General features: G+C 62.7%; 20 protein-coding genes and 2 pseudogenes. 14 read left to right on the forward strand and 8 right to left on the reverse strand.

From position 1 onward, the window contains the following. Window positions 1-55: 55 nt before the first annotated feature. Both QZ634_RS21500 and QZ634_RS04215 read left to right on the forward strand, forming a co-directional pair. Window positions 56-127: pseudogene (locus tag QZ634_RS21500) on the forward strand (MYXO-CTERM sorting domain-containing protein); the annotation flags it as partial. A gap of 573 nt (window positions 128-700) precedes the next feature. Further along, window positions 701-1,171, forward strand: a complete 471-nt coding sequence (locus QZ634_RS04215; protein ID WP_291985849.1) for a hypothetical protein — start codon at window positions 701-703, stop codon at window positions 1,169-1,171. 287 nt (window positions 1,172-1,458) lie between these two features. On the opposite strand, the gene QZ634_RS04220 is transcribed toward QZ634_RS04215, so the two are convergent. Genes QZ634_RS04220 through QZ634_RS04230 form a run of 3 tightly spaced genes read right to left on the reverse strand, consistent with a single transcriptional unit; the run spans window position 1,459 to window position 3,469 of the window. Next, window positions 1,459-2,565: a transposase gene (locus QZ634_RS04220; protein ID WP_291985850.1), complete on the reverse strand. Its 1,107-nt coding sequence runs from the start codon at window positions 2,563-2,565 to the stop codon at window positions 1,459-1,461. Further along, window positions 2,562-2,693: a hypothetical protein gene (locus QZ634_RS04225; protein WP_366145377.1), complete on the reverse strand. Its 132-nt coding sequence runs from the start codon at window positions 2,691-2,693 to the stop codon at window positions 2,562-2,564. Before QZ634_RS04225 ends, QZ634_RS04220 begins: the two co-directional genes overlap by 4 nt. Then, window positions 2,645-3,469: a site-specific integrase gene (locus QZ634_RS04230; RefSeq protein WP_291985852.1), complete on the reverse strand. Its 825-nt coding sequence runs from the start codon at window positions 3,467-3,469 to the stop codon at window positions 2,645-2,647. Before QZ634_RS04230 ends, QZ634_RS04225 begins: the two co-directional genes overlap by 49 nt. A 67-nt stretch (window positions 3,470-3,536) precedes the next feature. Between QZ634_RS04230 and QZ634_RS04235 the strand changes: the two genes are divergently transcribed. The 4 genes and pseudogenes from QZ634_RS04235 to QZ634_RS04250 all read left to right on the forward strand — a co-directional run bounded on the left by QZ634_RS04235 (window position 3,537) and on the right by QZ634_RS04250 (window position 15,267). Then, window positions 3,537-12,065 (forward strand): SdrD B-like domain-containing protein, encoded by an 8,529-nt coding sequence (locus tag QZ634_RS04235; RefSeq protein ID WP_291985854.1) that lies wholly within the window; start codon window positions 3,537-3,539, stop codon window positions 12,063-12,065. 280 nt (window positions 12,066-12,345) lie between these two features. Next, window positions 12,346-13,442 (forward strand): annotated as a pseudogene (locus QZ634_RS04240) (ISAs1 family transposase). 197 nt (window positions 13,443-13,639) lie between these two features. Beyond that, complete coding sequence (locus tag QZ634_RS04245; RefSeq protein ID WP_291985857.1) at window positions 13,640-14,695, forward strand: HD domain-containing phosphohydrolase; 1,056 nt, start codon at window positions 13,640-13,642, stop codon at window positions 14,693-14,695. 173 nt (window positions 14,696-14,868) lie between these two features. Then, complete coding sequence (locus QZ634_RS04250; RefSeq protein ID WP_291985859.1) at window positions 14,869-15,267, forward strand: CZB domain-containing protein; 399 nt, start codon at window positions 14,869-14,871, stop codon at window positions 15,265-15,267. A 12-nt stretch (window positions 15,268-15,279) separates the two neighbouring features. Here QZ634_RS04250 and QZ634_RS04255 read toward each other — a convergent pair whose 3' ends face one another. Beyond that, on the reverse strand, window positions 15,280-15,762 hold the full coding sequence (locus tag QZ634_RS04255) for a cyclic nucleotide-binding domain-containing protein (protein ID WP_291985861.1): 483 nt from the start codon (window positions 15,760-15,762) through the stop codon (window positions 15,280-15,282). A gap of 150 nt (window positions 15,763-15,912) precedes the next feature. Between QZ634_RS04255 and tadA the strand changes: the two genes are divergently transcribed. After that, window positions 15,913-16,374, forward strand: a complete 462-nt coding sequence (gene tadA, locus QZ634_RS04260; RefSeq protein WP_291985863.1) for a tRNA adenosine(34) deaminase TadA — start codon at window positions 15,913-15,915, stop codon at window positions 16,372-16,374. 2 nt (window positions 16,375-16,376) lie between these two features. Beyond that, window positions 16,377-16,859: a L,D-transpeptidase gene (locus QZ634_RS04265; RefSeq protein WP_291988002.1), complete on the forward strand. Its 483-nt coding sequence runs from the start codon at window positions 16,377-16,379 to the stop codon at window positions 16,857-16,859. 142 nt (window positions 16,860-17,001) lie between these two features. On the opposite strand, the gene QZ634_RS04270 is transcribed toward QZ634_RS04265, so the two are convergent. From QZ634_RS04270 to QZ634_RS04280, 3 genes are all read right to left on the reverse strand, one after another. Next, window positions 17,002-17,514, reverse strand: a complete 513-nt coding sequence (locus QZ634_RS04270; RefSeq protein WP_291985865.1) for a CHRD domain-containing protein — start codon at window positions 17,512-17,514, stop codon at window positions 17,002-17,004. A 134-nt stretch (window positions 17,515-17,648) separates the two neighbouring features. After that, a complete protein-coding gene (locus QZ634_RS04275; protein WP_291985867.1) occupies window positions 17,649-18,407 on the reverse strand; it encodes an NRDE family protein in 759 nt (252 codons plus the stop codon). A 33-nt stretch (window positions 18,408-18,440) separates the two neighbouring features. Next, window positions 18,441-19,457, reverse strand: coding sequence for a folate-binding protein YgfZ (locus tag QZ634_RS04280; protein WP_291985869.1), 1,017 nt, complete (start codon window positions 19,455-19,457; stop codon window positions 18,441-18,443). Window positions 19,458-19,663: 206 nt separating this feature from the next. On the opposite strand from QZ634_RS04280, the gene mltG reads away from it, so the two are divergent. Genes mltG through QZ634_RS04310 form a run of 6 tightly spaced genes read left to right on the forward strand, consistent with a single transcriptional unit; the run spans window position 19,664 to window position 24,192 of the window. Further along, window positions 19,664-20,665, forward strand: coding sequence for an endolytic transglycosylase MltG (gene mltG, locus QZ634_RS04285; RefSeq protein ID WP_291985871.1), 1,002 nt, complete (start codon window positions 19,664-19,666; stop codon window positions 20,663-20,665). Next, the gene (gene tmk, locus QZ634_RS04290; RefSeq protein ID WP_291985873.1) at window positions 20,662-21,297 is read left to right on the forward strand and encodes a dTMP kinase; all 636 of its coding nucleotides are present in this window, start codon (window positions 20,662-20,664) and stop codon (window positions 21,295-21,297) included. The genes mltG and tmk overlap by 4 nt, the downstream gene beginning before the upstream one ends. Next, window positions 21,294-22,325 (forward strand): DNA polymerase III subunit delta', encoded by a 1,032-nt coding sequence (holB, locus tag QZ634_RS04295; RefSeq protein WP_291985875.1) that lies wholly within the window; start codon window positions 21,294-21,296, stop codon window positions 22,323-22,325. Before tmk ends, holB begins: the two co-directional genes overlap by 4 nt. A gap of 15 nt (window positions 22,326-22,340) precedes the next feature. Further along, on the forward strand, window positions 22,341-22,721 hold the full coding sequence (locus QZ634_RS04300) for a PilZ domain-containing protein (protein ID WP_291867188.1): 381 nt from the start codon (window positions 22,341-22,343) through the stop codon (window positions 22,719-22,721). Between the two features lie 23 nt (window positions 22,722-22,744). Beyond that, window positions 22,745-23,527, forward strand: a complete 783-nt coding sequence (locus QZ634_RS04305; protein WP_043564895.1) for a TatD family hydrolase — start codon at window positions 22,745-22,747, stop codon at window positions 23,525-23,527. After that, on the forward strand, window positions 23,524-24,192 hold the full coding sequence (locus QZ634_RS04310) for an ankyrin repeat domain-containing protein (RefSeq protein WP_291985877.1): 669 nt from the start codon (window positions 23,524-23,526) through the stop codon (window positions 24,190-24,192). The genes QZ634_RS04305 and QZ634_RS04310 overlap by 4 nt, the downstream gene beginning before the upstream one ends. On the opposite strand, the gene QZ634_RS04315 is transcribed toward QZ634_RS04310, so the two are convergent. After that, window positions 24,184-25,629 carry a 3'-5' exonuclease family protein gene (locus QZ634_RS04315; protein WP_291985879.1) on the reverse strand — a complete coding sequence of 482 codons (1,446 nt, stop codon included), beginning with the start codon at window positions 25,627-25,629 and terminating at the stop codon, window positions 24,184-24,186. The two genes, QZ634_RS04310 and QZ634_RS04315, sit on opposite strands and share 9 nt — an antisense overlap. Between the last annotated feature and the right edge of the window lie 113 nt (window positions 25,630-25,742).

Raw genomic sequence — 25,742 nt, forward strand, 5'->3', positions numbered from 1 at the left:
AACGCGAAACCCATCGCCGGTTCCACACGAAACGACATAGAGCCAAGTTGTCCCGGAGCCGGAGTCTTTGTCCTTGCTTGCCGTCGCTGCTGTCGCCCTGTTGGTGGCCCGGCGTAGAAAAAAATAAGTTGCGGTATGGGGGCGCTGCCTTGGCAGCGCCCTCGTCGTATGTGGCGAGGATTTCCGGCGTGCATTGGGCTTCTGCTTCCCGACATTGGGAACACTCGCGAGATACGTGGTTTTTCTTGTTCTGCAACCGGCGCCAGCACGGCGCTGCTTTAGTCGAGATGCCCCAGCTCCGGTGGGGCCAGACCAACAGGGTCGCTGCGAGCGTCGGGGCAACAATGGGATTAATCAGCGCTTTTCCAGAAGGATGTGCGCGGTCCAGTAACAGATTTCGCGCCGAAACGAACGTTGCTGTAGAAGCCTCGTCTGGTCGTTGCGCCGAACTCCGGCGTGCTGAGGCGGGTTTTTCTCGTTGGGGGTGCGACCGAGGTGATGCACCGGCGCTTGCCAAGCCCCTTGGGCGCCCCCGCCCGTTAGCGCGGGGAATTCTCGCCGCCGGACGGCTCCGGGCGGTGACTTGCTCCTCACGGCGCGACATGCAGCCGGCGAGGCAGATTTAGGGGCTGTCAGTTTCAGGCAATTGCTTTAGAAAGCGATCCTTACCAAGAATGCAATCCTGTCAGGAGATATAGACATGTCACAGGCACCGGTAGTCTCCATCCATGTAAAGAATCCCGGCGATCAGCTTGCCCCAAGTTATTTTGACGTTACGTTTCAGGATGTCGTGTACGGTTCCGGACCCTACGATGCCTGGTGCGCTGATCGGGATTATTCCATTGGATCCGACGTCATCCTGCTGGCGACTGTCTATCGCCTCCACGAACCGTTTGTCGCTTCTGCATTTCCTGGCATCGAAACGCCACAAAATCTGCCCGGGGTCAATTGGCTGATTAACCAGAATTTCACAGCCGGCTCATCGCCTGCGTACACCTATGGCGAGGTACAGGCAGCGATATGGGAGTTATTGGGCGACAACCCGTTCACGCCTCCCAGCCCGTCGACAGACCCGAAGGATCCAGTCAAAGTTGCCGCACTGGTCGAGATGGGCTTGGCGCATAACACTGCGCAATACGCCTTCGTACCGGACATCACTGATAACGAATAAGGATAGATCGTGCGAAGCCACGATCTGATCCGTTTGTTGGACGAGCCCGGGCCGGAGCGCTGGGCGCGCGCTCTGCAAATATCTTTTTTGGAGTTACCCCGGAAGCATGAACTCCGGAGGACCGGGAGCGAGAAGTCCCGGTGCGCTGCTGCACCATCAGCGAAGATCGTGTGCATCCGGCCGTTTTAGCGTTCCCGCCACCGAATTCCGAGCGAGCGCGTCACGCAGCTTGGGGAAACTGAAGTCCCGAACGCGGCCGGACAGCGCTGTGAAGGCGGCTTACATGATCAGCTGGCGACCCCGACGGCCGGTGGAACAACGACGCCGCCGGGCGACGTCGATCGAATCCGGGTCCTGACGATCGCCATCACGGCGCCACAGCACGAGCAAAGCATCGCTGGCCGCTCCTTGCGCGGTGGCGTGAAGCGGCTGGGATCGAACTTCAGCAAGCGCTGAAGCAAGCCGATCAGGCGTTTGCAATTGGCGTGCAGGAAGCCGAAATTGCGCGCGCGGCGAAAGCCCCTGGGCAGCACGTGCTGGAGGATCAGCCAGAGGAAATCGACACCGGCGAGCGCGCGTTTTTCCACCTTGCCGGTCTTCGCGTTGCGATAGCGGAAGCTCACCCGGCCATTGTCGCAGGCGAGGAGATCCTGTTCACGGATGACGCCGCGGTAGAGATAGCGACCGAGGTAGATCAGAGCCTTCTCGCCGCTACCCACCGATTTGCAGTGCGCCACCCATTCCCGCGGATAGCACGCCGGCAGGCGAATGCCGGCCGCCTCGATCGCCGCCAGCATCTTTGCCCGGAAGACCTTGGCCATCGCCTTCTCGTTGAACAGGTAGGTGCCGTTCTTGCCGCGCCGCTTGCGTCGCCAGCGCTGCTTCGCCGCATCGATCGCCGCCGCGGGGACGACGAGATGGACATGCGGGTGGAAGTCGAGCCGACGCGAGTGCGTGTGCAGGACCGCGATCGCCCCCGGCGTCCCCTGCAACTGCCGGTCGTTCCGACTGAAGCGGTGCACCGTTTCCCAGGCACAGCGCATCAAGCAATCGAAGACGACCTCGGCGTGCGCCGCAGCGAGCCCGCGCAATTCGGCCGGCAGCGTGAAGGTCAGCAGAAAGTAGTCGGCCGGGACGAGGCGCAGCATCTGACGTTCCAGCCATTGCTGGCTCTCGTGGTGCTGGCAGTGGGGGCAAAGGCGATGGCCGCAGGAATGCGGAACGAGTTTTTGCTGATCGCAGCCTTCGCACTGGAGCTGCATCATCGGGCTGGCCGGGCTGCGGCAATCGCGCATCGCCGAGAGCGCCCGAAGCTGCTCGAAGCTCAGCCGGTGGCGAAATTGCGTCATGAAGTCCGCTTCGAATTGGGCGATGACAGAGCCGAGGCGGATCATCGCGGCGTCCCCTTGGCCAGCGAATAGCGGTCCATCAGCGCGTTGATGCGCTCGATCGCGTGATGCTTGGTCTGATCCGTCAGATGGGTGTAGCGAACCGTCGTGAGAATCGAGTGATGGCCGAGAATTCTCTGAACCTCGGTGAGCTCGACGCCCGCCTCGACGAGGTGCGTGGCATAGGCGTGACGCAAGCTGTGTGGCGAAATGTTTTTTTTAGACCGCAGGATTCGACCACCGCCTTCAGTGCTTTCTGGACGCCGCTGCGGTCGAGCGGCGTCCTGGCCGTGCGCACGCGCGCCAAGCCGCCGTGGCGATTGGGAAACAGCAGGACGGGATGACGGTGGCGCTGCCAGAAACGGCGCAGGAGTTGGTAGGTGGCCGTCGGCAGCGGCACCAGGCGATCCTTGTTGCCCTTAGCGTCGCGGATATGCACGCGCTCGCGCGCCGCATCGATGTCGGCGACCGTCAGCCGTAACCCTTCGCCCAGGCGCAGGCCGAGACTGTAGAGGGTAAAGAAGAAAACGCGGTAACTGAGCACCTGCGTGGCCAGGAAAATGCGCTCGGTCTCCTCGACCGTGACGATGTCCGGCAGGCGCTGTGAGCGCGGCGGCTTGATCAGGCCGGGCGCCACCCAGGGTTTCTTCAGCACGTGCTCGTAGTAGAACTTGAGCCCGTACAGATCGAGCTTGAGCGAACTCCAGGAGTGCGTCTCACGCAGGTCGGCGAAGTAGTCCAACAGGTCGGCCTCGCTCAGATCGTCGATCTGATGAGCGAAGTAGTCTCCCACCCGGCGGATAGCGCGCGAATACGCGTCGATCGTCTTCGGCTGCAAGCCCTTGAGCTTCAGGTGCTTCTGGTGCAGCTCGTAGTTCGTGTCAAAATTCGTCGTTGCGACAGCGGACATGTCTTTCATCTTGCGGTAACCTCGCATTCGTCATGAACATCCCTCGGATGAGGGGCGAGGTCACATCTTGACTTCAGCACGACGACAGCACCGCGCTTTCCTCCGCGTAGCGGCTTCGTCCAACAACCCCGACAACGACAATGTGACGCTATTGCTGTCGACGTTCTCCGATAACAACGGCAATGGCGTACAGGACATTGGCGAAACGTTCAGCCAACCGATCCTCGTTCAGGTCAAGTCCGCGGCGCTCGGCGATTACGTCTGGCTCGACAAGAACGCTGACGGAATACAGGATACCGACGAGGAGGGGATCGACGGTATCACCGTCAAGTTGTGGCGTGACCTCAACAACAACGATCACTTCGATAGTGACGAGGTTCTCCAGACAACCGTCACCGGTGACAACCCGCACACGACGGGAACCGTAGAGAAGGGCTACTACCAGTTTTCTGGTTTGATACCTGGCCTGGATTACCAGGTGCTGTTCGGAAATACCACGACCAGCGCGTCGTACTCGTTCAGTCCGCGATATGCCTCCGCAGGCACGCCTGAGACTGACAGCAATGCCAATCCTGCCAATGGCGAGAGCGGGATCATCCAGCTGCCTGCGGGCCTATTCAACCGGACGATAGACGCGGGCCTCTACGAGTCGGCCAGCCTGGGCGACACGGTGTTCGTGGACAACAACGGCAATGGCGTCTTTGACACGGGTGACGTGGCCAAGTCGGAGGTGGTCGTCAATCTCTATTACTGCGACACGACGCAGCCCGGCAACAAGGGGGCTGCGGTCCTGGACGGCAACAACCAGCCGCTCAGCGACACCACCGACGCGGGTGGCCAGTACCTGTTCGAAGGCCTGAAGCCAGGCCAGTACGTGGTGGAATTCGTGCTGCCCACGGGGTACAGCTTCACGACGCCCTCGCAGGTTGCCGCGGATGTGACGAACAACGACTCCGATGCCGGTACGGGCGGCCTGACCGGCTGCATCGAACTCAGCTCGGGCGAGAACGAACGCGACGTCGACGCGGGCCTCTACGAGTCGGCCAGCCTGGGCGACACGGTGTTCGTGGACAACAACGGCAATGGCGTCTTTGACACGGGTGACGTGGCCAAGTCGGAGGTGGTCGTCAATCTCTATTACTGCGACACGACGCAGCCCGGCAACAAGGGGGCTGCGGTCCTGGACGGCAACAACCAGCCGCTCAGCGACACCACCGACGCGGGTGGCCAGTACCTGTTCGAAGGCCTGAAGCCAGGCCAGTACGTGGTGGAATTCGTGCTGCCCACGGGGTACAGCTTCACGACGCCCTCGCAGGTTGCCGCGGATGTGACGAACAACGACTCCGATGCCGGTACGGGCGGCCTGACCGGCTGCATCGAACTCAGCTCGGGCGAGAACGAACGCGACGTCGACGCGGGCCTCTACGAGTCGGCCAGCCTGGGCGACACGGTGTTCGTGGACAACAACGGCAATGGCGTCTTTGACACGGGTGACGTGGCCAAGTCGGAGGTGGTCGTCAATCTCTATTACTGCGACACGACGCAGCCCGGCAACAAGGGGGCTGCGGTCCTGGACGGCAACAACCAGCCGCTCAGCGACACCACCGACGCGGGTGGCCAGTACCTGTTCGAAGGCCTGAAGCCAGGCCAGTACGTGGTGGAATTCGTGCTGCCCACGGGGTACAGCTTCACGACGCCCTCGCAGGTTGCCGCGGATGTGACGAACAACGACTCCGATGCCGGTACGGGCGGCCTGACCGGCTGCATCGAACTCAGCTCGGGCGAGAACGAACGCGACGTCGACGCGGGCCTCTACGAGTCGGCCAGCCTGGGCGACACGGTGTTCGTGGACAACAACGGCAATGGCGTCTTTGACACGGGTGACGTGGCCAAGTCGGAGGTGGTCGTCAATCTCTATTACTGCGACACGACGCAGCCCGGCAACAAGGGGGCTGCGGTCCTGGACGGCAACAACCAGCCGCTCAGCGACACCACCGACGCGGGTGGCCAGTACCTGTTCGAAGGCCTGAAGCCAGGCCAGTACGTGGTGGAATTCGTGCTGCCCACGGGGTACAGCTTCACGACGCCCTCGCAGGTTGCCGCGGATGTGACGAACAACGACTCCGATGCCGGTACGGGCGGCCTGACCGGCTGCATCGAACTCAGCTCGGGCGAGAACGAACGCGACGTCGACGCGGGCCTCTACGAGTCGGCCAGCCTGGGCGACACGGTGTTCGTGGACAACAACGGCAATGGCGTCTTTGACACGGGTGACGTGGCCAAGTCGGAGGTGGTCGTCAATCTCTATTACTGCGACACGACGCAGCCCGGCAACAAGGGGGCTGCGGTCCTGGACGGCAACAACCAGCCGCTCAGCGACACCACCGACGCGGGTGGCCAGTACCTGTTCGAAGGCCTGAAGCCAGGCCAGTACGTGGTGGAATTCGTGCTGCCCACGGGGTACAGCTTCACGACGCCCTCGCAGGTTGCCGCGGATGTGACGAACAACGACTCCGATGCCGGTACGGGCGGCCTGACCGGCTGCATCGAACTCAGCTCGGGCGAGAACGAACGCGACGTCGACGCGGGCCTCTACGAGTCGGCCAGCCTGGGCGACACGGTGTTCGTGGACAACAACGGCAATGGCGTCTTTGACACGGGTGACGTGGCCAAGTCGGAGGTGGTCGTCAATCTCTATTACTGCGACACGACGCAGCCCGGCAACAAGGGGGCTGCGGTCCTGGACGGCAACAACCAGCCGCTCAGCGACACCACCGACGCGGGTGGCCAGTACCTGTTCGAAGGCCTGAAGCCAGGCCAGTACGTGGTGGAATTCGTGCTGCCCACGGGGTACAGCTTCACGACGCCCTCGCAGGTTGCCGCGGATGTGACGAACAACGACTCCGATGCCGGTACGGGCGGCCTGACCGGCTGCATCGAACTCAGCTCGGGCGAGAACGAACGCGACGTCGACGCGGGCCTCTACGAGTCGGCCAGCCTGGGCGACACGGTGTTCGTGGACAACAACGGCAATGGCGTCTTTGACACGGGTGACGTGGCCAAGTCGGAGGTGGTCGTCAATCTCTATTACTGCGACACGACGCAGCCCGGCAACAAGGGGGCTGCGGTCCTGGACGGCAACAACCAGCCGCTCAGCGACACCACCGACGCGGGTGGCCAGTACCTGTTCGAAGGCCTGAAGCCAGGCCAGTACGTGGTGGAATTCGTGCTGCCCACGGGGTACAGCTTCACGACGCCCTCGCAGGTTGCCGCGGATGTGACGAACAACGACTCCGATGCCGGTACGGGCGGCCTGACCGGCTGCATCGAACTCAGCTCGGGCGAGAACGAACGCGACGTCGACGCGGGCCTAGTCGGCTTGCGGCCGGGTATCGACATCGAGAAAACCACCAACGGTGCGAGCAACAGCAACCCGGTTGCGCCGGACTACGACAACGAAGACTCGGCTAATGGCGCGGGCGTTCCGCTCCTGACCGCGGGCTCGGTGGTCAACTGGACCTACCAGGTGACCAACACCGGCAACACGACGTTCGCAAAAAGCGAGATCGCGATTGTCGATGACAACGGTACGCCGGCGAACACGGCCGACGACTTCTCGGTAGCCAACGGCAAGATCAACTACCTGTCGGGTGACGTCGGAAACGACAATTTCCTGTCGCCGGGTGAAGTGTGGCTGTATAAGGCCTCGGGCATCGTCCAGGATCTGACGGCACTCGGCGCCCCCCGGACCTTCGACTTCAGCGGCAACAGTGCGCTGGACGGCACGGATGGCAACATCCGCACGTTCAGCAGCGGAGCGGTGTCGGTCAAGGCCAGCGCCTTCGCCAGAGACAAGGCCAGCGGTGAATGGTCGACCGCGTGGCTGGGAAGCTACGGCGGTGGGCTGGGCGTCACCGACAGCAGCGAGGGAAGCGGTGGCAGCAACATGCACACCGTCGACAATGTCGGCCGGGACAACTACGTGCTCTTCGAGTTCAACCAGAGCGTAATCGTCGACTCGGCGTACCTGGGTTACGTGGTCAACGACAGCGACATCACGGTGTGGATCGGCACCAGCAGTAACGCCTTCAACAGCCACCTGACGCTCAGCGACGCGGTGCTCAACGGACTTGGCTTCACCGAAGTCAACTTGACCGATCTGACTTCGGCGCGGACGGCCGACATCAATGCCGGCAACCTCGCCGGCAACGTGCTGGTGCTTGCTGCCTGGACGGGCGACAGCACACCGGAGGATCGATTCAAGATCGAGAAGTTGACCTTCCAGCAGCCGACGGCCGGCGGGGTCTATGAAAACAAGGCGACGGTGACGGCTCCGGGTGCGGCAGGGGACTTCGATCTCAGCCACTACAAGAATCCGGTGCTCGCCAGCATCGGCGACTACGTCTGGGTGGATGGCAACAACAACGGGCAGCAGGACGACGGTGCGGCCAGCGGCCTGAACGGCGTCACGGTCAAGCTCTACACCGGTGCCGGCGCCTTCCTCGCCAGCACCACGACCGCCAACGATGGCAGCGGCAAGGCCGGCTACTACCTGTTCAATAACCTGGTTCCGGGCGACTACAAGCTCGAATTCATCAAACCGGCGGGCTACGCTTTCGCCAAGCAGGACATCGGCGCCGACGGCAGCGACAGCGACGCCAACCCGGTCAACGGCATGACCGTGGTTACCACGCTCAGCAGTGGCGAGAACGACCTCAGCTGGGATGCCGGCCTGGTGGTCCTGAGGCCCGGAATCGACATCGAGAAGACCACCAACGGTGCGAGCAACAGCAACCCGATTGCGCCGGACTACGACAACGAAGACTCGGCTAATGGCGCCGGCGTTCCGCTCCTGACCCCGGGCTCGGTGGTCAACTGGACCTACCAGGTGACCAACACCGGCAACACGACGTTCGCAAAGAGCGAGGTGGGGATTGTCGATGACAACGGCACGCCGGCGAACACGGCCGACGACTTCTCGGTGGCCAATGGCAAGATCACCTACCTGTCGGGTGACGTCGGAAACGACAATCTCCTGTCACCGGGTGAAGTGTGGCTGTATAAGGCCTCGGGCATCGTCCAGAATCTGACCGGTGCGCCGGGGGCGAGCACCACGCTCACCCTCAGCGGCAACAGCGCCCTGGACGGCACGGATGGCAACATCCGCGAGTTCAGCAGCGGCGCAGTGTCGGTCAAGGCCAGCGCCTTCGCCAGAGACAAGGCCAGCGGCGCGTGGTCAACCGCGTGGCTGGGCAGCTACGGCGGAGGGCTGGGCGTCACCGACAGCAGCGAGGGCAACGGCAGCAACAACGCGCACACCGTCGACAACATCGGGCGGGATAACTACGTACTCTTCGAGTTCAACCAGAGCGTGATCGTCGACAAGGCTGCCCTGGGCTACGTGGTTGGCGACAGCGACATCACGGTGTGGATCGGCAACAGCAGTAACGCCTTCAACAATCACCTCACGCTAAGCGACACAGTGCTCCAGGGACTCGGCTTTACGGAAGTCAACCTCACCGATTCGAGTTCGGCGCGGACGGCCGACATCAATGCCGGCAACGTCGCCGGCAACGTGCTGGTGATTGCCGCCTGGACCGGCGACAGCACGCCGGAGGATCAATTCAAGATCGAGAAGCTGATCGTCCAGCAGCCCACGTCGGGCGAGGTCTATGAGAACAAGGCCACCGTCTCGGCTACAGGTGCGCCGGGAGACTTCGACCTCAGCCACTACAAGAATCCGGTGCTCGCCAGCATCGGCGACTACGTCTGGGTGGACGCCAACAACAATGGTCAGCAGGACGACGGTTCGGCCAGCGGCCTGAACGGCGTCACGGTCAAGCTCTACACCGGTGCCGGCGTCTTCGTCGCCAGCACCACGACCGCCAACGATGGCAGCGGCAAGGCTGGCTACTACCTGTTCAATAACCTGGTTCCGGGCGACTACAAGCTCGAATTCATCAAACCGGCCGGCTACACTTTCGCCAAGCAGGACATCGGCGCCGACGGCAGCGACAGCGACGCCAACCCGGTCGACGGCATGACCGTGGTTACCACGCTCAGCAGCGGCGAGAACGACCTCAGCTGGGATGCCGGGCTGGTTGTCCTGAGGCCGGGTATCGACATCGAGAAGACCACCAATGGTGCGAGCAACAGCAACCCGTTCGCACCGAACTACGACAACGAAGACTCGGCCGATGGCGCCGGCGTTCCGCTCCTGACCCCGGGCACGGTGGTCAACTGGACCTACCAGGTGAGCAATACCGGCAACACGACGTTCGCAAAGAGCGAGATCGCGATTGTCGATGACAACGGCACGCCGGCGAACACGGCCGACGACTTCTCGGTAGCCAACGGCAAGATCACCTACCTGTCGGGTGACGTCGGAAACGACAATTTCCTGTCGCCGGGTGAAGTGTGGCTGTATAAGGCCTCGGGCATCGTCCAGGATCTGACGGCACTCGGCGCCCCCCGGACCTTCGACTTCAGCGGCAACAGTGCGCTGGACGGCACGGATGGCAACATCCGCACGTTCAGCAGCGGAGCGGTGTCGGTCAAGGCCAGCGCCTTCGCCAGAGACAAGGCCAGCGGTGAATGGTCGACCGCGTGGCTGGGAAGCTACGGCGGTGGGCTGGGCGTCACCGACAGCAGCGAGGGAAGCGGTGGCAGCAACATGCACACCGTCGACAATGTCGGCCGGGACAACTACGTGCTCTTCGAGTTCAACCAGAGCGTAATCGTCGACTCGGCGTACCTGGGTTACGTGGTCAACGACAGCGACATCACGGTGTGGATCGGCACCAGCAGTAACGCCTTCAACAGCCACCTGACGCTCAGCGACGCGGTGCTCAACGGACTTGGCTTCACCGAAGTCAACTTGACCGATCTGACTTCGGCGCGGACGGCCGACATCAATGCCGGCAACCTCGCCGGCAACGTGCTGGTGCTTGCTGCCTGGACGGGCGACAGCACACCGGAGGATCGATTCAAGATCGAGAAGTTGACCTTCCAGCAGCCCACGACGGGCGGGGTTTATGAGAACAAGGCCACCGTCTCGGCTCCAGGTGCGCCGGGAGACTTCGACCTCAGCCACTACAAGAATCAGGCACTGGCCAGCATCGGCGACCGGGTCTGGTGCGACACCAACGGTAACGGCTTGCAGGACACTGGTGAAGCGGGTGTGGCAGGAGTGACGGTGAAGCTGTTCAACAGTGCGGGTACATTTCTCCAAGACACCACCACCGATGGCCGCGGCAACTACAGCTTCACTAACCTGGTTCTCGGCAAGTACGAGTTGCAGTTCGTCAAACCCACGGCTTTTGGCGGCTTCACGGTGGCCAACGAGGGCGGCAACGACGCGCTGGATTCAGACGTCGGTAGCTCCGGCAAAACCGGGCTGATCACACTGGTCGCAGGCGAAAACAACGGCTGGGATGCCGGCCTGACGCCGCCGCGGGTAAACGTAACCTACGACTTCAGCGGCAACTCGGCCACTGACGGCAGCAATGGCAACGTGCGGAGCTACACTGTCGACGGCATCACGGTCAACGCCCGTGCAGTCAGCAGCAGCTCTTTCGACAGGGACGGCCAACCCACTAACTGGGAAACCGCCTGGCTAGGCGCCTACAGTGGTGGGCATGGCGTCACCGATCGCAGCGAAGGTGACGGGCGCAGCAGCAACACGCACACGGTCGACAACGTGGGCCGTATCAACTACGTGATCTACGAGTTCTCCGAGAAAGTGGTGGTAGATAAGGCCTTCCTGGGCTACGTCATCGGCGACAGCGACCTCACGGCGTGGATTGGTTCGTTGGATGGGCCGGTCAGTTTGTCCAATCCCCTTGCCGGGTTGACCAAAGAAGTCAACGACACCAGTTCGACGTCTGCGCGCTGGGCCGACATCAACAGCGCACAAGCGGAGGGTAATGTCTTGGTGGTGGCCGCCAGACTCCCGGATAGCACCACAGGCAGCGTCGGGGACAACACGTCCGACTACTTCAAGATCGAGAAGCTGGTCGTCAGCGCGGCGTCGAAGACGGTGACCCCGATTGCCATCGACCTCGACGGCAACGGTATCCAGACCACCTCGCTGGCTGATGCGCAGGGTCAGTTCGATCTGTTCGGAAACGGTAGCGTGGTCAAGTCCGGCTGGTTGTCGGCGGGTGATGCCTTCCTGGCCTTCGATGCCGACGGCAACGGCCGTATCGACGACATTTCCGAGCTGTTCGGCGGTAGCAAGCAGGGCGATGGCTTCGCACGGCTGGCGGCTTTTGACAGCAACGGCGATGGTCTGGTCGATGCCGCGGACGACGGCTACGTGAATCTGTCGGTGTGGCGGGACGCCAACGGCAACCACCAGACCGACCCTGGCGAGTTGATCAGTCTGGCCGACGCTGGCGTCGTCAGTGTTAACGTGGCGTATCACGAAGACGCTTTCTGGGACGTCAACGGCAACCTGCATCTCGAGCAGAGTTCGGCCACCATGGCCAACGGCGATGTGGTCGACATGACCGACCTCTACTTCAGCGTGGCGGCAAATGATGGCGCCGCTGTGGCGGAAGTGCCGGTCAGCGATCCGGGTTGGCTGTTCGCGTAGGCGGCCTAAGTTCCGCTGGCTCGCTACCAGGCGACGGGGCAAGCGTGACGATTATCGTCGCGCCCTCCGCGCTCGCTTGGAGGGGCGTGTGAGCGGGTCAAAGCCGGTCTGACACGAGGGGGCGCACTCAGGGCTTCCGCACTCGGATGGCATGTCATGAGCCGGGGAAAAATCGTTAACATTCATGGTGTTATGCCAACAGCTTGTAAACTGCGTTGGAATCGGGTCTACTCTCGTCTTTTGGGCGACCGAAATGACTTTGACCAACGGAGCGACGCTGATGAACTGCTTGAGCGAAATCGACGACCCGCGCAAGCCGAGCAATGGGACACTGCATGACTTTCTGGAGATGCTGGTGATTGCCGTTGCGGCGGCACTGTCGGATTGCGACACGGTCGAGGACATCGCGTACTGGGCTCGGGCGAAGGAGACGTGGTTGCGCAAGTTTCTCGCGCTCACGAACGGGGTCCCCTCGGAGGAGAACTTTCTTCGCGTCTTTCGGGTTCTCGACCCGAAGCAATTCGAGAGCGCCTTTCGACGCTGGGTGGGCGGCATTGTCGGCGCCTTGAGCGGCAGCATTGCCGTCGATGGCAAGACGGTGCGCGGGTCGGGCAGTGGCGGCGAGACTGCTATTCACATGGTCAGTGCCTTCGCCACGGACCTGGGCATCGTTCTTGGCCAGGAGAAGGTGAGCGGCAAGAGTAACGAGCTCACCGCCATCCCGGAATTGCTCGAAGCCCTTTACCTCAAGGGTTTCCTGGTCAGCATCGACGCCATGGTTGTCAGAAGAAGATCGCTTCGCAGATCACGGAACAGGGTGGCGACTACCTGCTGGCGGTCAAAGGGAATCAACCGACGCTGTTGGAGACCATCGAGACGGCGTTCATCGACCAGTGCCAAGTCGAAGGCATCGATCGTCACCACGAGGTTCAAAAGGGTCATGGTCGGCTGGTTGGACAGATCGCCTTGGCCCTGCCCGCCCAAGGGATCGTGAATCTCGCCGATTGGCCCCAGTGCAAGACCATCGGCCGTATCGACTCTCTGCGCAAGATCGGCGACAAAGAGTCTGACCTGGAACGGCGTTACTACATTAGCTCGCGTGCTTTGACTGCCAAACAACTGGCGGTAGCCGCCCGTGCGCACTGGGGCGTGGAAAACCGGCTTCACTGGATCCTCGACGTCAGCTTCGGCGAGGATGGCAGCACCATCCGCAAGGACAACGCGCCGCAGAACCTCTCGCTCCTGAAGAAGATCGTGCTCAACATGATCCGCCTTGATACGACCAACAAGACCAAAGGCAGCTTACGCCTGAAGCGTAAAGCCGCCGCTTGGGATGACGATCTCCGGATGAACATGCTGGGACTGTCAAAGCGATGACATCCGAGTGCGGAAGCCCTGGGGGCGCACTGAACGCCCCCTTTTTTCGCCTGCCCTTTTTGCGTGGCTATTTCCGACGGTCGCGGAACTGCCGTGACTGACCAACGCCGCAGGCGTTCTCCGGCGACGCAAGGAAACCGGCCACCGCGGCCAGGAATCCTCTTGCTATACTCGACAAAACTCGCGCGGAGGGCAGGATGAACCGGATCGCCATTATCGACGACAGCGATATCAATCTCGTGCTGTTGAAGGCGCTGGTTGCCAAGCTCGGCGACTGTGAGGCCGTTCTTTTCCAGGAGTCGCCCAAGGGCCTGGCATGGTGTTCGGAGAATCTGCCGGACCTGATCATCGTCGACTACATGATGCCGGACCTCGACGGTCTGGAGTTCATCACCCGCCTGCGCAAAATTCCTGATCGGCAGGAACTGCCGGTGCTGATGATTACCGCCAATGACGACAAGGACGTTCGCTATAGGGCGCTGGGCATCGGGGCGACCGATTTCCTGACCAAGCCGGTTGACCGTATGGAGTTCTCGGCGCGCGTGCGCAACCTGCTGGCCCTCAATACCAGCCGGCGGCACTTGGCCGACCGTGCTTCGTGGCTGGCCGAGGAGGTGGCCAAGGCGACGGCCGCGGTGCACGCGGGCGAACAGGAGCTGCTCTATCGGATGTCGAGAGCTGCCGAGTTTCGCGATCCTGAAACCGGCATGCACATCCAGCGCATGGCGCATTTCTCGCACCTGATCGCTGCCGAACTTGCGCTGCCCCTGGCTGACCAGAAGCTCATTCTGCAGGCAGCGCCCATGCACGACGTCGGCAAGATCGGCATCCCGGACGCGATTCTTCTGAAGCCCGGAAAACTGACCCCGGAAGAGTTTGCAATAATGAAGGGGCACGCCAAACTGGGTTTCGAGCTGCTTGATGGCAGTGAATCGACGGTCTTGCAGGCGGCTGCCTTGATCGCTGATTCGCACCACGAGAAGTTCGACGGTTCGGGGTACCCGCATGGCACGGCCGGGATGGCGATCCCGCTTTTTGGCCGGATCGTCGCTGTCGCCGATGTTTTCGATGCACTCATGTCTGACCGCCCGTACAAGCGGCAGTGGCCGCTCGAGAAGGCCTTGGCTTACCTGCAGAACGGGGCGGGCGAGCATTTCGATCCGCAATGTGTCGCGGCTTTCCTGGCGCGTCGAAATGACGCCGTCGAGATTCGCGCCCGCTTTCAGGACGAGGCCTTGTCGGAAGAGATTTGAGCGGGGATGCTCCTGCGCTCGTGGACCTCGACTGCACTGCCGGCAGCGCATCTTCCAGCGACATTCGCTGGCTTGCGCGGCTCGCATGGCTCGCTGCGCACAAATGGATCGGTGCCTGAAGAATGTAGAATTGGCGCCTGGTCGACGACCTGCTCACAGCCAGGAAAGCTTGGGTGGAGAAAGTGGATAAGCTGGACAGGGTGGACAGAGTGGCGGAAATTGAAGAGGCGATCGGTAATCACGCCCTGTGGATGTTGCGTCTGCGGGAGGCCATTGTTCAGGCCCATCCGCCCGTCGACGTGGACGAGGTGCGGGCGGAAGACCAGTGCGAATTTGGCAAGTGGCTGCACGGCTCACGGCTGTCGGTTGAAGACCGGGCGAGCAGCCTCTACCAGGACGTGCGGCGTTTGCACGCCGACTTCCATCGGCTGGCAGCGCAGGTCGTCGAACTGGCGGCATCCGGGAAAACCCGCGACGCCTACGATCTGCTCTATGGCGAGTACATCACCCTGTCTGGTCGCCTCGCCATCGCCATGCGCGCGTGGCAGGACAGGCTGAAAGGCACGCCGTGAGCAGTGCGGCGCCTACCACGGGTCCGCCGCTGGATCCATGGCCATGTAGTGCACCGCCAGATCGTCGAGGCTGCGCAGCCGACGACTCAACTCCCGGGCCAGATTGAGGACGACAAGCGTAAACGTCGGCAGATCGGATTCGTAGATCCGGAAGAGGTCGCCGTTGGACAGTGCCAGGGCCGAAACCGGTTCAAGCGCGCGCACCGTTGCCGAGCGGCGCTGCATGTCGATCAACTCCATCTCTCCGAAAACATCGCCAACTTTCAGGACGGCGAGGCGCTTCTCGAAGGGGCCATCGTCGGCTGCCGTTGCTTTCAGCACTTCGACGGAGCCACTGCAGATGACGAACAGCGAATCGCCGTCGTCCCCCTCACGAACGATGGCTTCGCCGGCAGCGAAACTCAGCTCGCTGAGCAAGGGAACGATCGCCGCCATCGCCTGATCGTCGACGCCGCCGAACAGCGCCTGTTCTTGCAGAAATCGGATGGTCGTCACGGCCTTGTCTCCTGCTGATCGTTTCAACGAAGAGGATTTGCATGGCGGAAGTCGCTTCTCACGGCCGGCATCGGCCAGGCTGTCGAGCGATGGTACCCGATTTGGCGCGGGTCTTCGATGGGCTGGCGGCGCTGCGGTAGAATGCGCGCGATGAAAGACGAATACTTCATGCGCGAGGCGATTTCCCTGGCGCGCGCTGCCGAATGCCTGGGCGAAGTTCCGGTCGGCGCACTGGTGGTGCGCGACGGCGTCATCGTCGGGCGTGGCTTCAATTCACCGATCGGCGAACACGACCCGACGGCGCACGCCGAAATTGCCGCGTTGCGCGATGCGGCCCGCAAGCTGCAGAACTATCGTCTGCCGGGTTGCGAGCTTTTCGTGACCCTCGAACCCTGCGCGATGTGTGCCGGGGCGGTACTGCAGGCGCGCATCGCCCGCCTGATCTACGGCGCGCGTGACCCAAAAACCGGGGTGCATGGCAGCGTCGTCGACCTCTTTGCCGTCGAACGGCTGAATCATCACACCGAGGTCATCAGTGGTGTCCTGGCTGCCGAATGCGGGCAGTTGCTCTCCGATTTCTTTGCCGCGCGGCGCGGCCGAGGGGGCCAGTGAAGTTGCGCATCGACGTCTCGATCAGGGAACAGGTGCTGCGCCTGTCGGACGCGACCGGCAGGCTGCTGCGCTGGTATCCGGTGTCAACGGCGGCGAACGGGGCGGGTGAAGTCAGCGGCAGCTACTGCACGCCACGCGGCAAGCACCTGGTGCGCGCGAAGATTGGCGGCGGCCTGGCGGAGAACACGATTCTCGTCGGCCGGCGTCCGAACGGCGAAGTCTATTGCCCTGAATTGGCCGAGCGTTGTCCGACGCGCGACTGGATCCTGACGCGCATCCTCTGGCTATCCGGCTGCGAACCCGGGCGCAACCGGCTCGGCCAGGTCGATACCATGCGCCGCTACGTTTACATTCACGGCAGCCCGGACACGACGCCGATGGGCCGTCCCGGCTCGCATGGCTGCATCCGCATGCGCAATGCCGACATTGTCGAGCTCTTCGACCTGGTGCCGCCCTACACTCCGGTCGAGATCAGCGAGGACTGAAAAGCCTCGTCTGGGGGCGCTGCGAGTCAACGCCCGAGCTGCCGCCCGGTGCTTCAAGATCGCGAAGCGCGCTGCAGATCGAGACTCAGCAACGACAAACCCCGCCGAAGCGGGGCCGTCGTGACGCGGATGCTGATGCTCCTTACGGCTTGCGGCGACGCGACGCGGCAAGACCCGCGAGAGCGAGGCCAAGCAGGCCGAGCATGGCTGGTTCGGGAACGGCCCCCGGGAGGACCTGGCCGCGAATTTCACCACCGGGAAAAGCTGCGGTATGAAGATTGATGTACCAGTTCCCCGCCAGCAGGGCCGAGACCTGCTGAGCGTTGATCGTCGTTGAACCGATGCTCGGGCTAAACAGGCCGCTGATGTTCCCGATATTCACCTGCACGCCCGCATTTGTCCCGGGCGCGGCCGGGCCGTGAAAGTGCATTGCGGTCAAGGGAAGTGTCAGGCCGGCAAACGTGATGTTCCAGGCGAGAGCACCGGAAACGTCATCGACACTCCCGGACGCGTAACCCGTCCCAGGGGTCGCGTTGGTCGGGACTTCCTGCGCCGAATTGATAGTGGCCGACCAGGGAATGATGGTCGCCTGAACGGCTGCAGAAACAAGTATTCCGGCCATGGCAATCACGCCGAGCATGGTCTTCTTCATCATTACGGTCCTTCTTTAGAGGTGAGCAGATTCTCACCCAATTACAAAGCAATTATCGGGCCAGAAAAAATAGTTTTCCAGATCAATCGGATATAACAGTCTCTTTTCTGAGGTGTAAAAATTCCCGACAGTTTTGGTCAGGTAAAAGTCTCGCAAACTTCGCCGCTGAGCAGCGCGCCAGCGTCGAAACTGCGTTCGCGCAGCGTCGTTACGCCGTTTCGGTGACGGGTGAGCAGCGTTGACGCCCGCGTCCCGTAGTGTTCGGAACGCACGAAGACGGCCGAAAGGATGCGCTCCCAGGCGAGCGGTACGCCGGTTTCCGGCAGGTGGGAATCGGCAACGATTTCCTGATCGGCGAGCAGATCGAAGAACGCGGCCTGCGCCGGTAACTCGGCCAGGGCGCTGGCAAATCTGGCTTTGGCCGCCGCCAGCTTGGGCCAGGGGGTGTCGAGGAGATGATTCGAGAGGCCGTAGATACCGGGGCTCAGGAAGCGTGGCGGGCTGTCGCCACGGTTCGCGTAGTAGGCGAGATGCTGGCCATCGGCGACAAAGAGGTTGAAACCGTTGTAGTCGGCGGCACGCGCCGAGACCTGCTCCAGGTACGTCGACGGACGGGCATCACCGGTGAGGAAGTCGGCGACCAGGGCGCCGCGCGAGCGCGCATTGATCGCCATCTGGCCACCCTCGCGGTAATTGGTGAGCGCGGCGAAACGCTGTTCCCGGCCGATTCCCAACCAACTGCCGCCAGCTTCGAGATCACGGCCAGCCAGTACCTGGGGGGCGTCCGCCCAGAACGCGGCCGCCGCCGAAGGGCGTGCAAAGAACTCGTCGCGGTTGGCCGCGACGACCAGGGGATAGTCGAGATGTGCCTGCCAGGCGATGAGGATCAGGCACATCGCTGGCCGACCGAGGGCGGGCCGACCGCTCGCCTAGCGCACAAGCGGCTGCAGGTCGATGTGCGCGCCACCCGGGGCGGCTATTTGCAGGTCGGCGGCGGCGACGAAATTCTCCAGGACGATCGCCAGCGCGTCGTAGCCGCCGGCCGGCGCCGGCGCCGCATTGGCGACCATTCCACACGCATGTTCAGGGTTGGCTGGCGAATAAATTGCCGTGCCGGCGGCAATCGGGGTGTTCGAATGGGCGCGGTAGAGGTGGCGCTTGACCTTGCCCAGATACTGGGTGCGGGCGATGATTTCCTGGCCCGGATAGCAGCCCTTGTGGAAACTGACTCCGCCCAGCTGCTCAAAGTTGGCCATTTGCGGAACGAACTCTTCCTTGGTTCCGTCGGTGATCAAGGGCACGCCGGCGGCTATCTCCAGCCATTGCCAGACCCGCGTGCCGACCGGTCGCGCCGCAAGGAGCAGGCCTTGCCAGAGCTTGCCAGCGGTCTCGCTGCTGACCACCAGTTCGAAACGCTGACTGTCCAGACGCACGACAAGGCCTTCGGCGGACGCGCTACAGGTCAGCGGCGCGACGGGTCCGGAAAGGCCGGCTGCCTGCAGCGCTTCTTCGGCGCGCGGGCCGGACAGGCCGATAAGCTGGAGATCGTCGGAGCGGTCACTGATGCTCACCTGGCTACGCAGCACGAACATCCGCAGGCGCTTGAGAATCGCTGGCAGCAAGTCTGCAGACAACCGCAGGTGATAACTGGATCCGCGGCGGAAGACGAGAAAACTGGCGAGCATGCGCCCTTTCGCCGAGCACCACGCCGAATGCTGGGCACTGCCGTCGGCCAGGTGCTTGACGTCGCTGGTCAGCTGCTGGTGCAGAAAGCTCGCCGCGTCGGCGCCGCTGACTTCAATCACCCCAAGATGGGCCAGTGGAGCGACGATCGTCGCTTCGGGTGCGGCCCGCAGCTCCTCGGCTGCCGCGCCGAAATCGGCGACCAGGTCCTGGTCTAGTCGTGCTCCTGAGGCACAAAGAAATTCCTGCCAGCTTGCGTTCATCGTTAAGCCATTCTCGTCAGTAGTTCGGGGCGGGCCTGAGTTTGCGGGTCCGGGAAGCGCTCATTGTCGTCTTCGGCGGAAAGCCTCGTGGAACTCTGACCGGGTTGGCGGCCGGTCAGTTCAGCCGCGCAGGTTTCGGCTATTATAGGGCCAGTCGAAGTTCATCCTCACCCCCAGCCACGCAGCGTCTCCGCTGCGCCGGATTGATGCGCAAACACCTTCTCAGGCTGTTCGTTCTCGCCGTTTCCGTTTTCGTTCTGCTGACTGCTGCGGCCGCCTGGGTGGTGCTGACGCCGGTCACCTTGACGAGCGAGCAGGTCGATTTTACGATCGTCCCCGGGAGCAGTATGCGCGTCGCGGCCAGGGAGGTCGCCGGGGCAGGCGCGGAGCTGAATCCGTGGGTTCTGATCCTCCTTGGCAAACTGATGCGCGTCGACACGGCGATCAAGGCGGGCAGTTACGAAGTCGCTGCCGGCATCACGCCCCTGGAGTTGCTCACCAAGCTGACACGTGGCGACGTTACGCAGGCCGAGCTGGCTTTCATCGAAGGATGGACTTTCCGACAGATGCGCGAACGTCTCGACGCACACCCGGACCTTCGCCACGATACCAAGGGCCTGCCGGAAGCGGAGGTCATGAGTCTGATCGGCGCGCCGCAAACAACTGCTGAAGGGCTCTTCTTTCCGGATACCTACTTTTTCGCCAAGCGCAGCAGCGATGTCGACCTGCTCGCCCGAGCTTACCGTTCGATGCAGCAGCACCTGGCACGCGCCTGGCAGGCGAGGGCGCCCGACTTGCCTTACCAGGAGCCTTACCAGGCCCTGATCATGGCGTCTATCGTCGAAAAGGAAACCGGACGCGACCATGATCGGCCGCTGGTTGCTGGTGTGTTCGTCAACCGCCTGCGCCAGGGAATGCTTCTGCAGACCGACCCGACGGTTATCTACGGCATCGGCGAGAACTTCGACGGCAACCTGCGCAAGCGTCATCTGCTCGCCGACACGCCGTACAACACCTATACCCGGCCGGGTCTGCCGCCAACGCCGATTGCCATGCCCGGGCTTGCTTCACTGCAGGCGGCTCTGCATCCGCCGTCCACCGAGGCGCTTTATTTTGTCGCACGTGGCGATGGCAGCAGCCAGTTTTCACCGACCCTCGACGAACACAATCGCGCCGTCAGGCGCTATCAGAAAGGCGGCAGACCGTGAGTCGAAGCGAGAGCCGGAAGCGCGGAAAGTTCATCACTTTCGAGGGTATCGACGGCGCCGGCAAGAGCAGTCATATTGCCGGCGCTGCCGCTCTGGTTCGCGGCCGCGGGCTCAACGTGCTGACGACCCGCGAACCGGGCGGCACCGCCCTCGGCGAAAAGCTGCGCGGACTGCTGCTGCACGAAGCGATGCACCTGGAAACCGAAGCCCTTCTGATGTTCGCCGCTCGCCGCGAACACCTCGCAGAGGTCATCGAACCGGCTCTGCAATGCGGTAACTGGGTCATCTGCGACCGCTTCAGCGACGCCACCTACGCGTATCAGAGCGGCGGACGCGGTCTCGACAAGGCCAAGCTTGTACAACTCGAGCAATGGGTGCACGGTCACCTGCAACCCGACCTGACGCTGCTCTTCGACCTGCCGTCGTCGGTCGCCAGCCAGCGCATCGCCGCGCAAGCGCGCGACCTTGACCGCTTCGAACAGGAGCGTGCCGAGTTTCACGAGCGTGTGCGCCTCGCCTACCTCGAGCGTGCGGCGGCAGCGCCCCAGAGAATTCGCCGTATCGACGCCAACCAGGCGCCGGACAGAATCAAGAAATTGATTCAAGAAGCGCTCATAGAATACTGTTTATGAACATAATAGAGATGCACAGCCAAGGCTGGAAGCAACTTCAGGAGAGACGCGCCCAGTTGCCGCATGCGCTGCTGATTGCGGGCCAGCGGGGGATCGGAAAATTCGAGTTGGCGCGCAACTTTGCCGCGGCGCTGCTCTGCGAAGCGCTCAGCGAGTCGGGAAACGCCTGCGGTCAGTGTCCAGCCTGCGGCTGGCTGGCGCAAGGCAATCACCCGGACCTGCGCCTCGTGCAGCCGGATGCGCTCGGCGAAGGCGAGGGGAGTGAAGCCGGTGCGGGCGAAGAGGTGGGCAGGAAGAAGGCCAGCCAGCAGATCACCATCGACCAGGTTCGCGCTCTCGACGAGTTTCTGCATGTGGGCACCCACCGTCATGGGGCGCGCGTGGTCTTGTTGAACCCCGCCGAAGCGATGAACCGGGCAACGGCCAACGCGATTCTTAAATCACTTGAAGAACCAATTGCAGGTACCTTGTTTATATTGATTTCAAGCGAGCCACACCGATTGCTGCCGACAATTCGCAGCCGCTGCCAGACGGTTCACATGCGACCGCCGCCAGCGGCAAATGCGGTCGCCTGGCTGCGTCATGCCGGCGTTGGCGATGGCGAACAGTGGCTGGCGCTCGCTGGCGGCTCGCCGCTGCTGGCGCTTGAACTCAGTGTCAAGGGTGAGCGCGCACTGCTCGATTCGCTGCTCGGCCAGATGTCACGTGGCAAAGGCCTCGATGCCGTGGCCGCGGCGGCGGCGGTCGATAAGGCGGTGAAGGCGGAAAAGCGCCCGGCGCCTTTGAAGCGTTCCCTCGAGTGGGCTCAGAAGTGGTTGTTCGACCTGACTCTGGGCAGTCAGGGCCTGCCGCCGCGCTATTTCGTCGCGCACGCGCCGCAGTTGCTGCGCCTGGCGCAAGACACGGATACTCGCAAGCTCTTGGCATTCAATGGAAAGGCGATACAATACAAGGCCCAGTGCGAGCAACCCGTGAATAGCCGCCTGTTTCTCGAAGAGTTTTTCCTGAACTACGCACGGCTTTTCTGAACCTCCCGAGGGGATATGGCAGAAGCAGACAGCCGCAAGCAAGCGGCACCCGGCTCACCACGCCCGAGCGTATTGTCGCTGAACATCAACTCGAAATCGGCGTTGTACGCGGCGTACATGCCACTCTTGCGCCGTGGCGGAATTTTCATTCCGACAACCCGTAACTACGCTATCGGTGACGAGGTTTTCATGCTCTTGTCGCTGATTGACGACCCGGCCAAGCTGCCGATTGCGGGCACCGTGGTCTGGATTACCCCGGTGGGTGCCCAGAACAACAAAGCGCAAGGCATCGGTGTGCACTTCAACAACGATGAAGGCGGGGTCGAAGCCAAGAGGCGCATCGAAGGCCTCCTCGGCGGGGTGATGCAGTCCGGCCGCCCGACGCACACGATCTGACCGGCGTGCTCTAAAAAACACCGATGCTGATCGACTCGCACTGCCATCTCGATTTCCCGGACCTGGCCAAAAACATGGCGCCAATCCTCGCGCTGATGAAGGCCAACGATGTGGCTTGCGCGGTCTGTATCGGCGTGACGCTGGAGGATCTGGACCGGGTGCTGGCGCTTGCCGAGGAATGGCCCACGATCCTGGCTTCCGTTGGCGTCCATCCCGAGGCGACCGGTGGACGCGAACCCTCGGTCAGCGAACTGGTCGAGCTGGCTCGTCACCCGCGAGTCATCGCCATCGGCGAGACCGGCCTCGATTACTACTGGCACAAGGACGCACCGGAGTGGCAACGCGAACGCTTTCGTACGCACATCCGTGCCGCGCGCGAAGCGCAGAAACCGCTGGTCATTCATACCCGCGAGGCAGCGGTCGACACGCTGCGGCTGATGAAGGAGGAGGGCGCTGCGGCAGCCGGTGGCGTGATGCACTGCTTCACCGAAACCTGGCAGGTCGCCGAGCAAGCGCTCGAACAGGGCTTCTACATTTCGATGTCCGGTATCGTTACCTTCAAGAAGGCCGAAATCGTGCGCGACGTCGCGCGGCGCGTTCCGCTCGAGCGACTGCTGGTCGAAACCGACTCTCCCTATCTTTCCCCGGTCCCCTATCGCGGCAGGACCAACCAGCCGGGCTACGTGAAGCATGTCGCCGAAGAGGTCGCGCGCCTGCGTGGCCTGACTTACCAGGAAGTTGTCGACGCCACGACGGACAACTTTTTCCGCCTTTTCCCCGAAGCCCGTTCGAAAGTCAGCCAATGAAGACACTCAAGACTCTTGCTTTGCTCCTTGCCCTGCTCATGCCAGGCCTTGCCATGGCCGGCGCCTATGAAGACATGGAGGAGGCGCTGATCTCCGGAGACACCTCCTGGGCCATCAAGCTGCTCGACAAGGGGATGGACGTCAACTCCGTTGATGCTGCCGGCAATACCTTGCTGATGCAGGCTGTACAGCGTGACAATGCCGATTTGCTGACGCAGCTGCTGAAGCGCCGTGCCCGCCTGAATACCCGCAATCGCAACGGCGAGACGGCGCTCAGCCTGGCAGCTTTCAAGGGAAATCTGCCGCTCGTGCAGCGTCTCGTCGAAGCCGGGGCAGACGTAAACCTGTACGGCTGGCCGCCACTGATCTACGGCGCTTTCAATGGCCACACGGCGGTCGTCGAGTACCTGCTCAAGAAGGGCGCCAACGTCAATTCAACAACCGAGAACGGTTCGACAGCGCTGCTCTTCGCCGCCCGCTTTGGGCACCTGCAGATCGTCGAGCTGCTGCTGCAGAACAAGGCCGACCCGAATATCGCCAACGAGAGCGGCGCGACGGCCGTTGATTGGGCATTGAAGAGCGCGAATACCGACATCGCCGACATACTGCGCAAGGCAGGCGGCCATGGCGGCAAGGCCGCGGCCGCGGCCGAGCCCTCAAAGTGAGAAAGGGGGCAGGGGACGAATGCCGATCTTGCCGGCCTGCAGGCAGCGGCCGATGACACGGTAGATGTCGGGGTCGAACGGCTGGCGGGTTGGTCCGTTCGCCAGCTCTTTCTGCAGCGCCTCTTCGCTATGCACAGTGGCGACCAGGCGCCACCGGTCCACCAAGTGAACGTCTTCACGCATCCCGAACTCGTCGCGCTCCAGTAGCACCAGCGGCCCCTTGTAAGGCCAGGGCCGGAGCTTGAATTTTGCCAGGGCGATCAGGACACGGGCGCCATGCAGGGCGAGCGTTTCCCTGCCAATGCAAACGCCACGGCAGCTCTTCTGTCGATAGGCGGCGCAGGGGCCCGCCTTTGCGCGATCATCGAGGCCGAGCAGCTTGTAGCACAGACGGTGCGCGTCGGCGAGCCTGCGCAGGCTGCGCAAGGCATCGCGCGGACTCGGGTAGAGTCCGAAAAGGTCGTCGGCGACGGCAAAATCAATGTCTTGAGCAAGGACGAGTTGCGGGGGAAAGTCGCCGCTTTCCTGAACCCGAAGTTGCCAGGAACAAAGCTCGCTGGGCGCTGCGCGAGAACTGCCGCCCGGCTGTCGCTCGCCTTCTTCGGGCCCGGCTCGGGCCGCTGAACGGGCCAGCTCGATCTCGTGCAAGCGCGCTCCCAGCTCGCCTGCTGCGTCGCGCCAGTCGACGCGCCTAAGATCGCGCAGCAAGGGGGTTTCGCGCTTGGCTGCGGTGAAGTGAGCCAGTACCTGCTGGCGAATATTGGCCGCCCGCCGGAGCAAGAGCAGGCGCTCGCCCTCCCCGTAAAACGCGTAGGCGCCGGCGGCCTCCGGCAGATCGTCGATCACTTCCGCATCGATCTGCGCTGGCAGCTCGGGGCGGCCAACGATATTCGCCACCGCGCTGCGAATCGTCTCGACCGGTACTTGCCCGTGCCAGCAGCGCCACAAATCCCACAGCAGGCGAGCATCGGCCAGTGCCCGGTGGCGGGAGCCCGCGACTGCCAGCCCATGGCGCGTAACCAGGGTGTCCAGATTGTGGCGATGGTGCTGTGGGAAGAGCTTGCGCGAGAGCTTCACCGTACACAAGGTTGGCGCCCGGAACTCGATCCCGAGTCGCTTGAACTCACCTCTCAGGAAGCCGTAATCGAAGCGGGCGTTGTGCGCGATGAGTAATTTTCCGCGCAGCTTGTCGAGCAAGGACGGCGCGACTTGCGCAAAGGTCGGCGCCGAGCAGAGCATCGAGTCGTCAATGCCGGTGAGGCCGGTGATGAAGGAAGAGACGGGGGCTTCCGGATTGACCAGCGCGCTCCACTCGCGGGCGCCATGGCTGTCCACTTCGACCAGGCCGATTTCGATAATCCGGTCGTTGGCGAAATTGGCACCGCTGGTTTCCAGGTCGACGAAAACGAGCGTTTCGGGAGCGAGCGCAGGATTCATTGGCGGCCAGCGGGGAGGGCTGCTGGAAAGGCGGCAAGGCTCGTCGACAGAGCAGCCGTTCTTCCGCCAACGCGCCAACGCCGGATCGCCTGCTGCTGGCGATCGTTGCTGAT

It is taken from the genome of Candidatus Accumulibacter sp. ACC007 (assembly GCF_907163205.1).
GTDB classification, from domain to species: Bacteria; Pseudomonadota; Gammaproteobacteria; order Burkholderiales; family Rhodocyclaceae; genus Accumulibacter; species Accumulibacter regalis.

What these genes read in the sequence shown, in the direction of transcription:
- QZ634_RS04305 (WP_043564895.1), top strand. Translation starts at nt 22,745, where the DNA reads ATGCTGATCGACTCGCACTGCCATCTCGATTTCCCGGACCTGGCCAAA.
- QZ634_RS04215 (WP_291985849.1), top strand. Translation starts at nt 701, where the DNA reads ATGTCACAGGCACCGGTAGTCTCCATCCATGTAAAGAATCCCGGCGAT.
- QZ634_RS04220 (WP_291985850.1), bottom strand. Translation starts at nt 2,565, where the DNA reads ATGATCCGCCTCGGCTCTGTCATCGCCCAATTCGAAGCGGACTTCATG.
- QZ634_RS04270 (WP_291985865.1), bottom strand. Translation starts at nt 17,514, where the DNA reads ATGATGAAGAAGACCATGCTCGGCGTGATTGCCATGGCCGGAATACTT.
- mltG (WP_291985871.1), top strand. Translation starts at nt 19,664, where the DNA reads ATGCGCAAACACCTTCTCAGGCTGTTCGTTCTCGCCGTTTCCGTTTTC.
- QZ634_RS04280 (WP_291985869.1), bottom strand. Translation starts at nt 19,457, where the DNA reads ATGAACGCAAGCTGGCAGGAATTTCTTTGTGCCTCAGGAGCACGACTA.
- QZ634_RS04300 (WP_291867188.1), top strand. Translation starts at nt 22,341, where the DNA reads ATGGCAGAAGCAGACAGCCGCAAGCAAGCGGCACCCGGCTCACCACGC.
- tadA (WP_291985863.1), top strand. Translation starts at nt 15,913, where the DNA reads ATGAAAGACGAATACTTCATGCGCGAGGCGATTTCCCTGGCGCGCGCT.
- holB (WP_291985875.1), top strand. Translation starts at nt 21,294, where the DNA reads ATGAACATAATAGAGATGCACAGCCAAGGCTGGAAGCAACTTCAGGAG.
- QZ634_RS04275 (WP_291985867.1), bottom strand. Translation starts at nt 18,407, where the DNA reads ATGTGCCTGATCCTCATCGCCTGGCAGGCACATCTCGACTATCCCCTG.
- QZ634_RS04310 (WP_291985877.1), top strand. Translation starts at nt 23,524, where the DNA reads ATGAAGACACTCAAGACTCTTGCTTTGCTCCTTGCCCTGCTCATGCCA.
- QZ634_RS04230 (WP_291985852.1), bottom strand. Translation starts at nt 3,469, where the DNA reads ATGTCCGCTGTCGCAACGACGAATTTTGACACGAACTACGAGCTGCAC.
- QZ634_RS04245 (WP_291985857.1), top strand. Translation starts at nt 13,640, where the DNA reads ATGAACCGGATCGCCATTATCGACGACAGCGATATCAATCTCGTGCTG.
- QZ634_RS04315 (WP_291985879.1), bottom strand. Translation starts at nt 25,629, where the DNA reads ATGAATCCTGCGCTCGCTCCCGAAACGCTCGTTTTCGTCGACCTGGAA.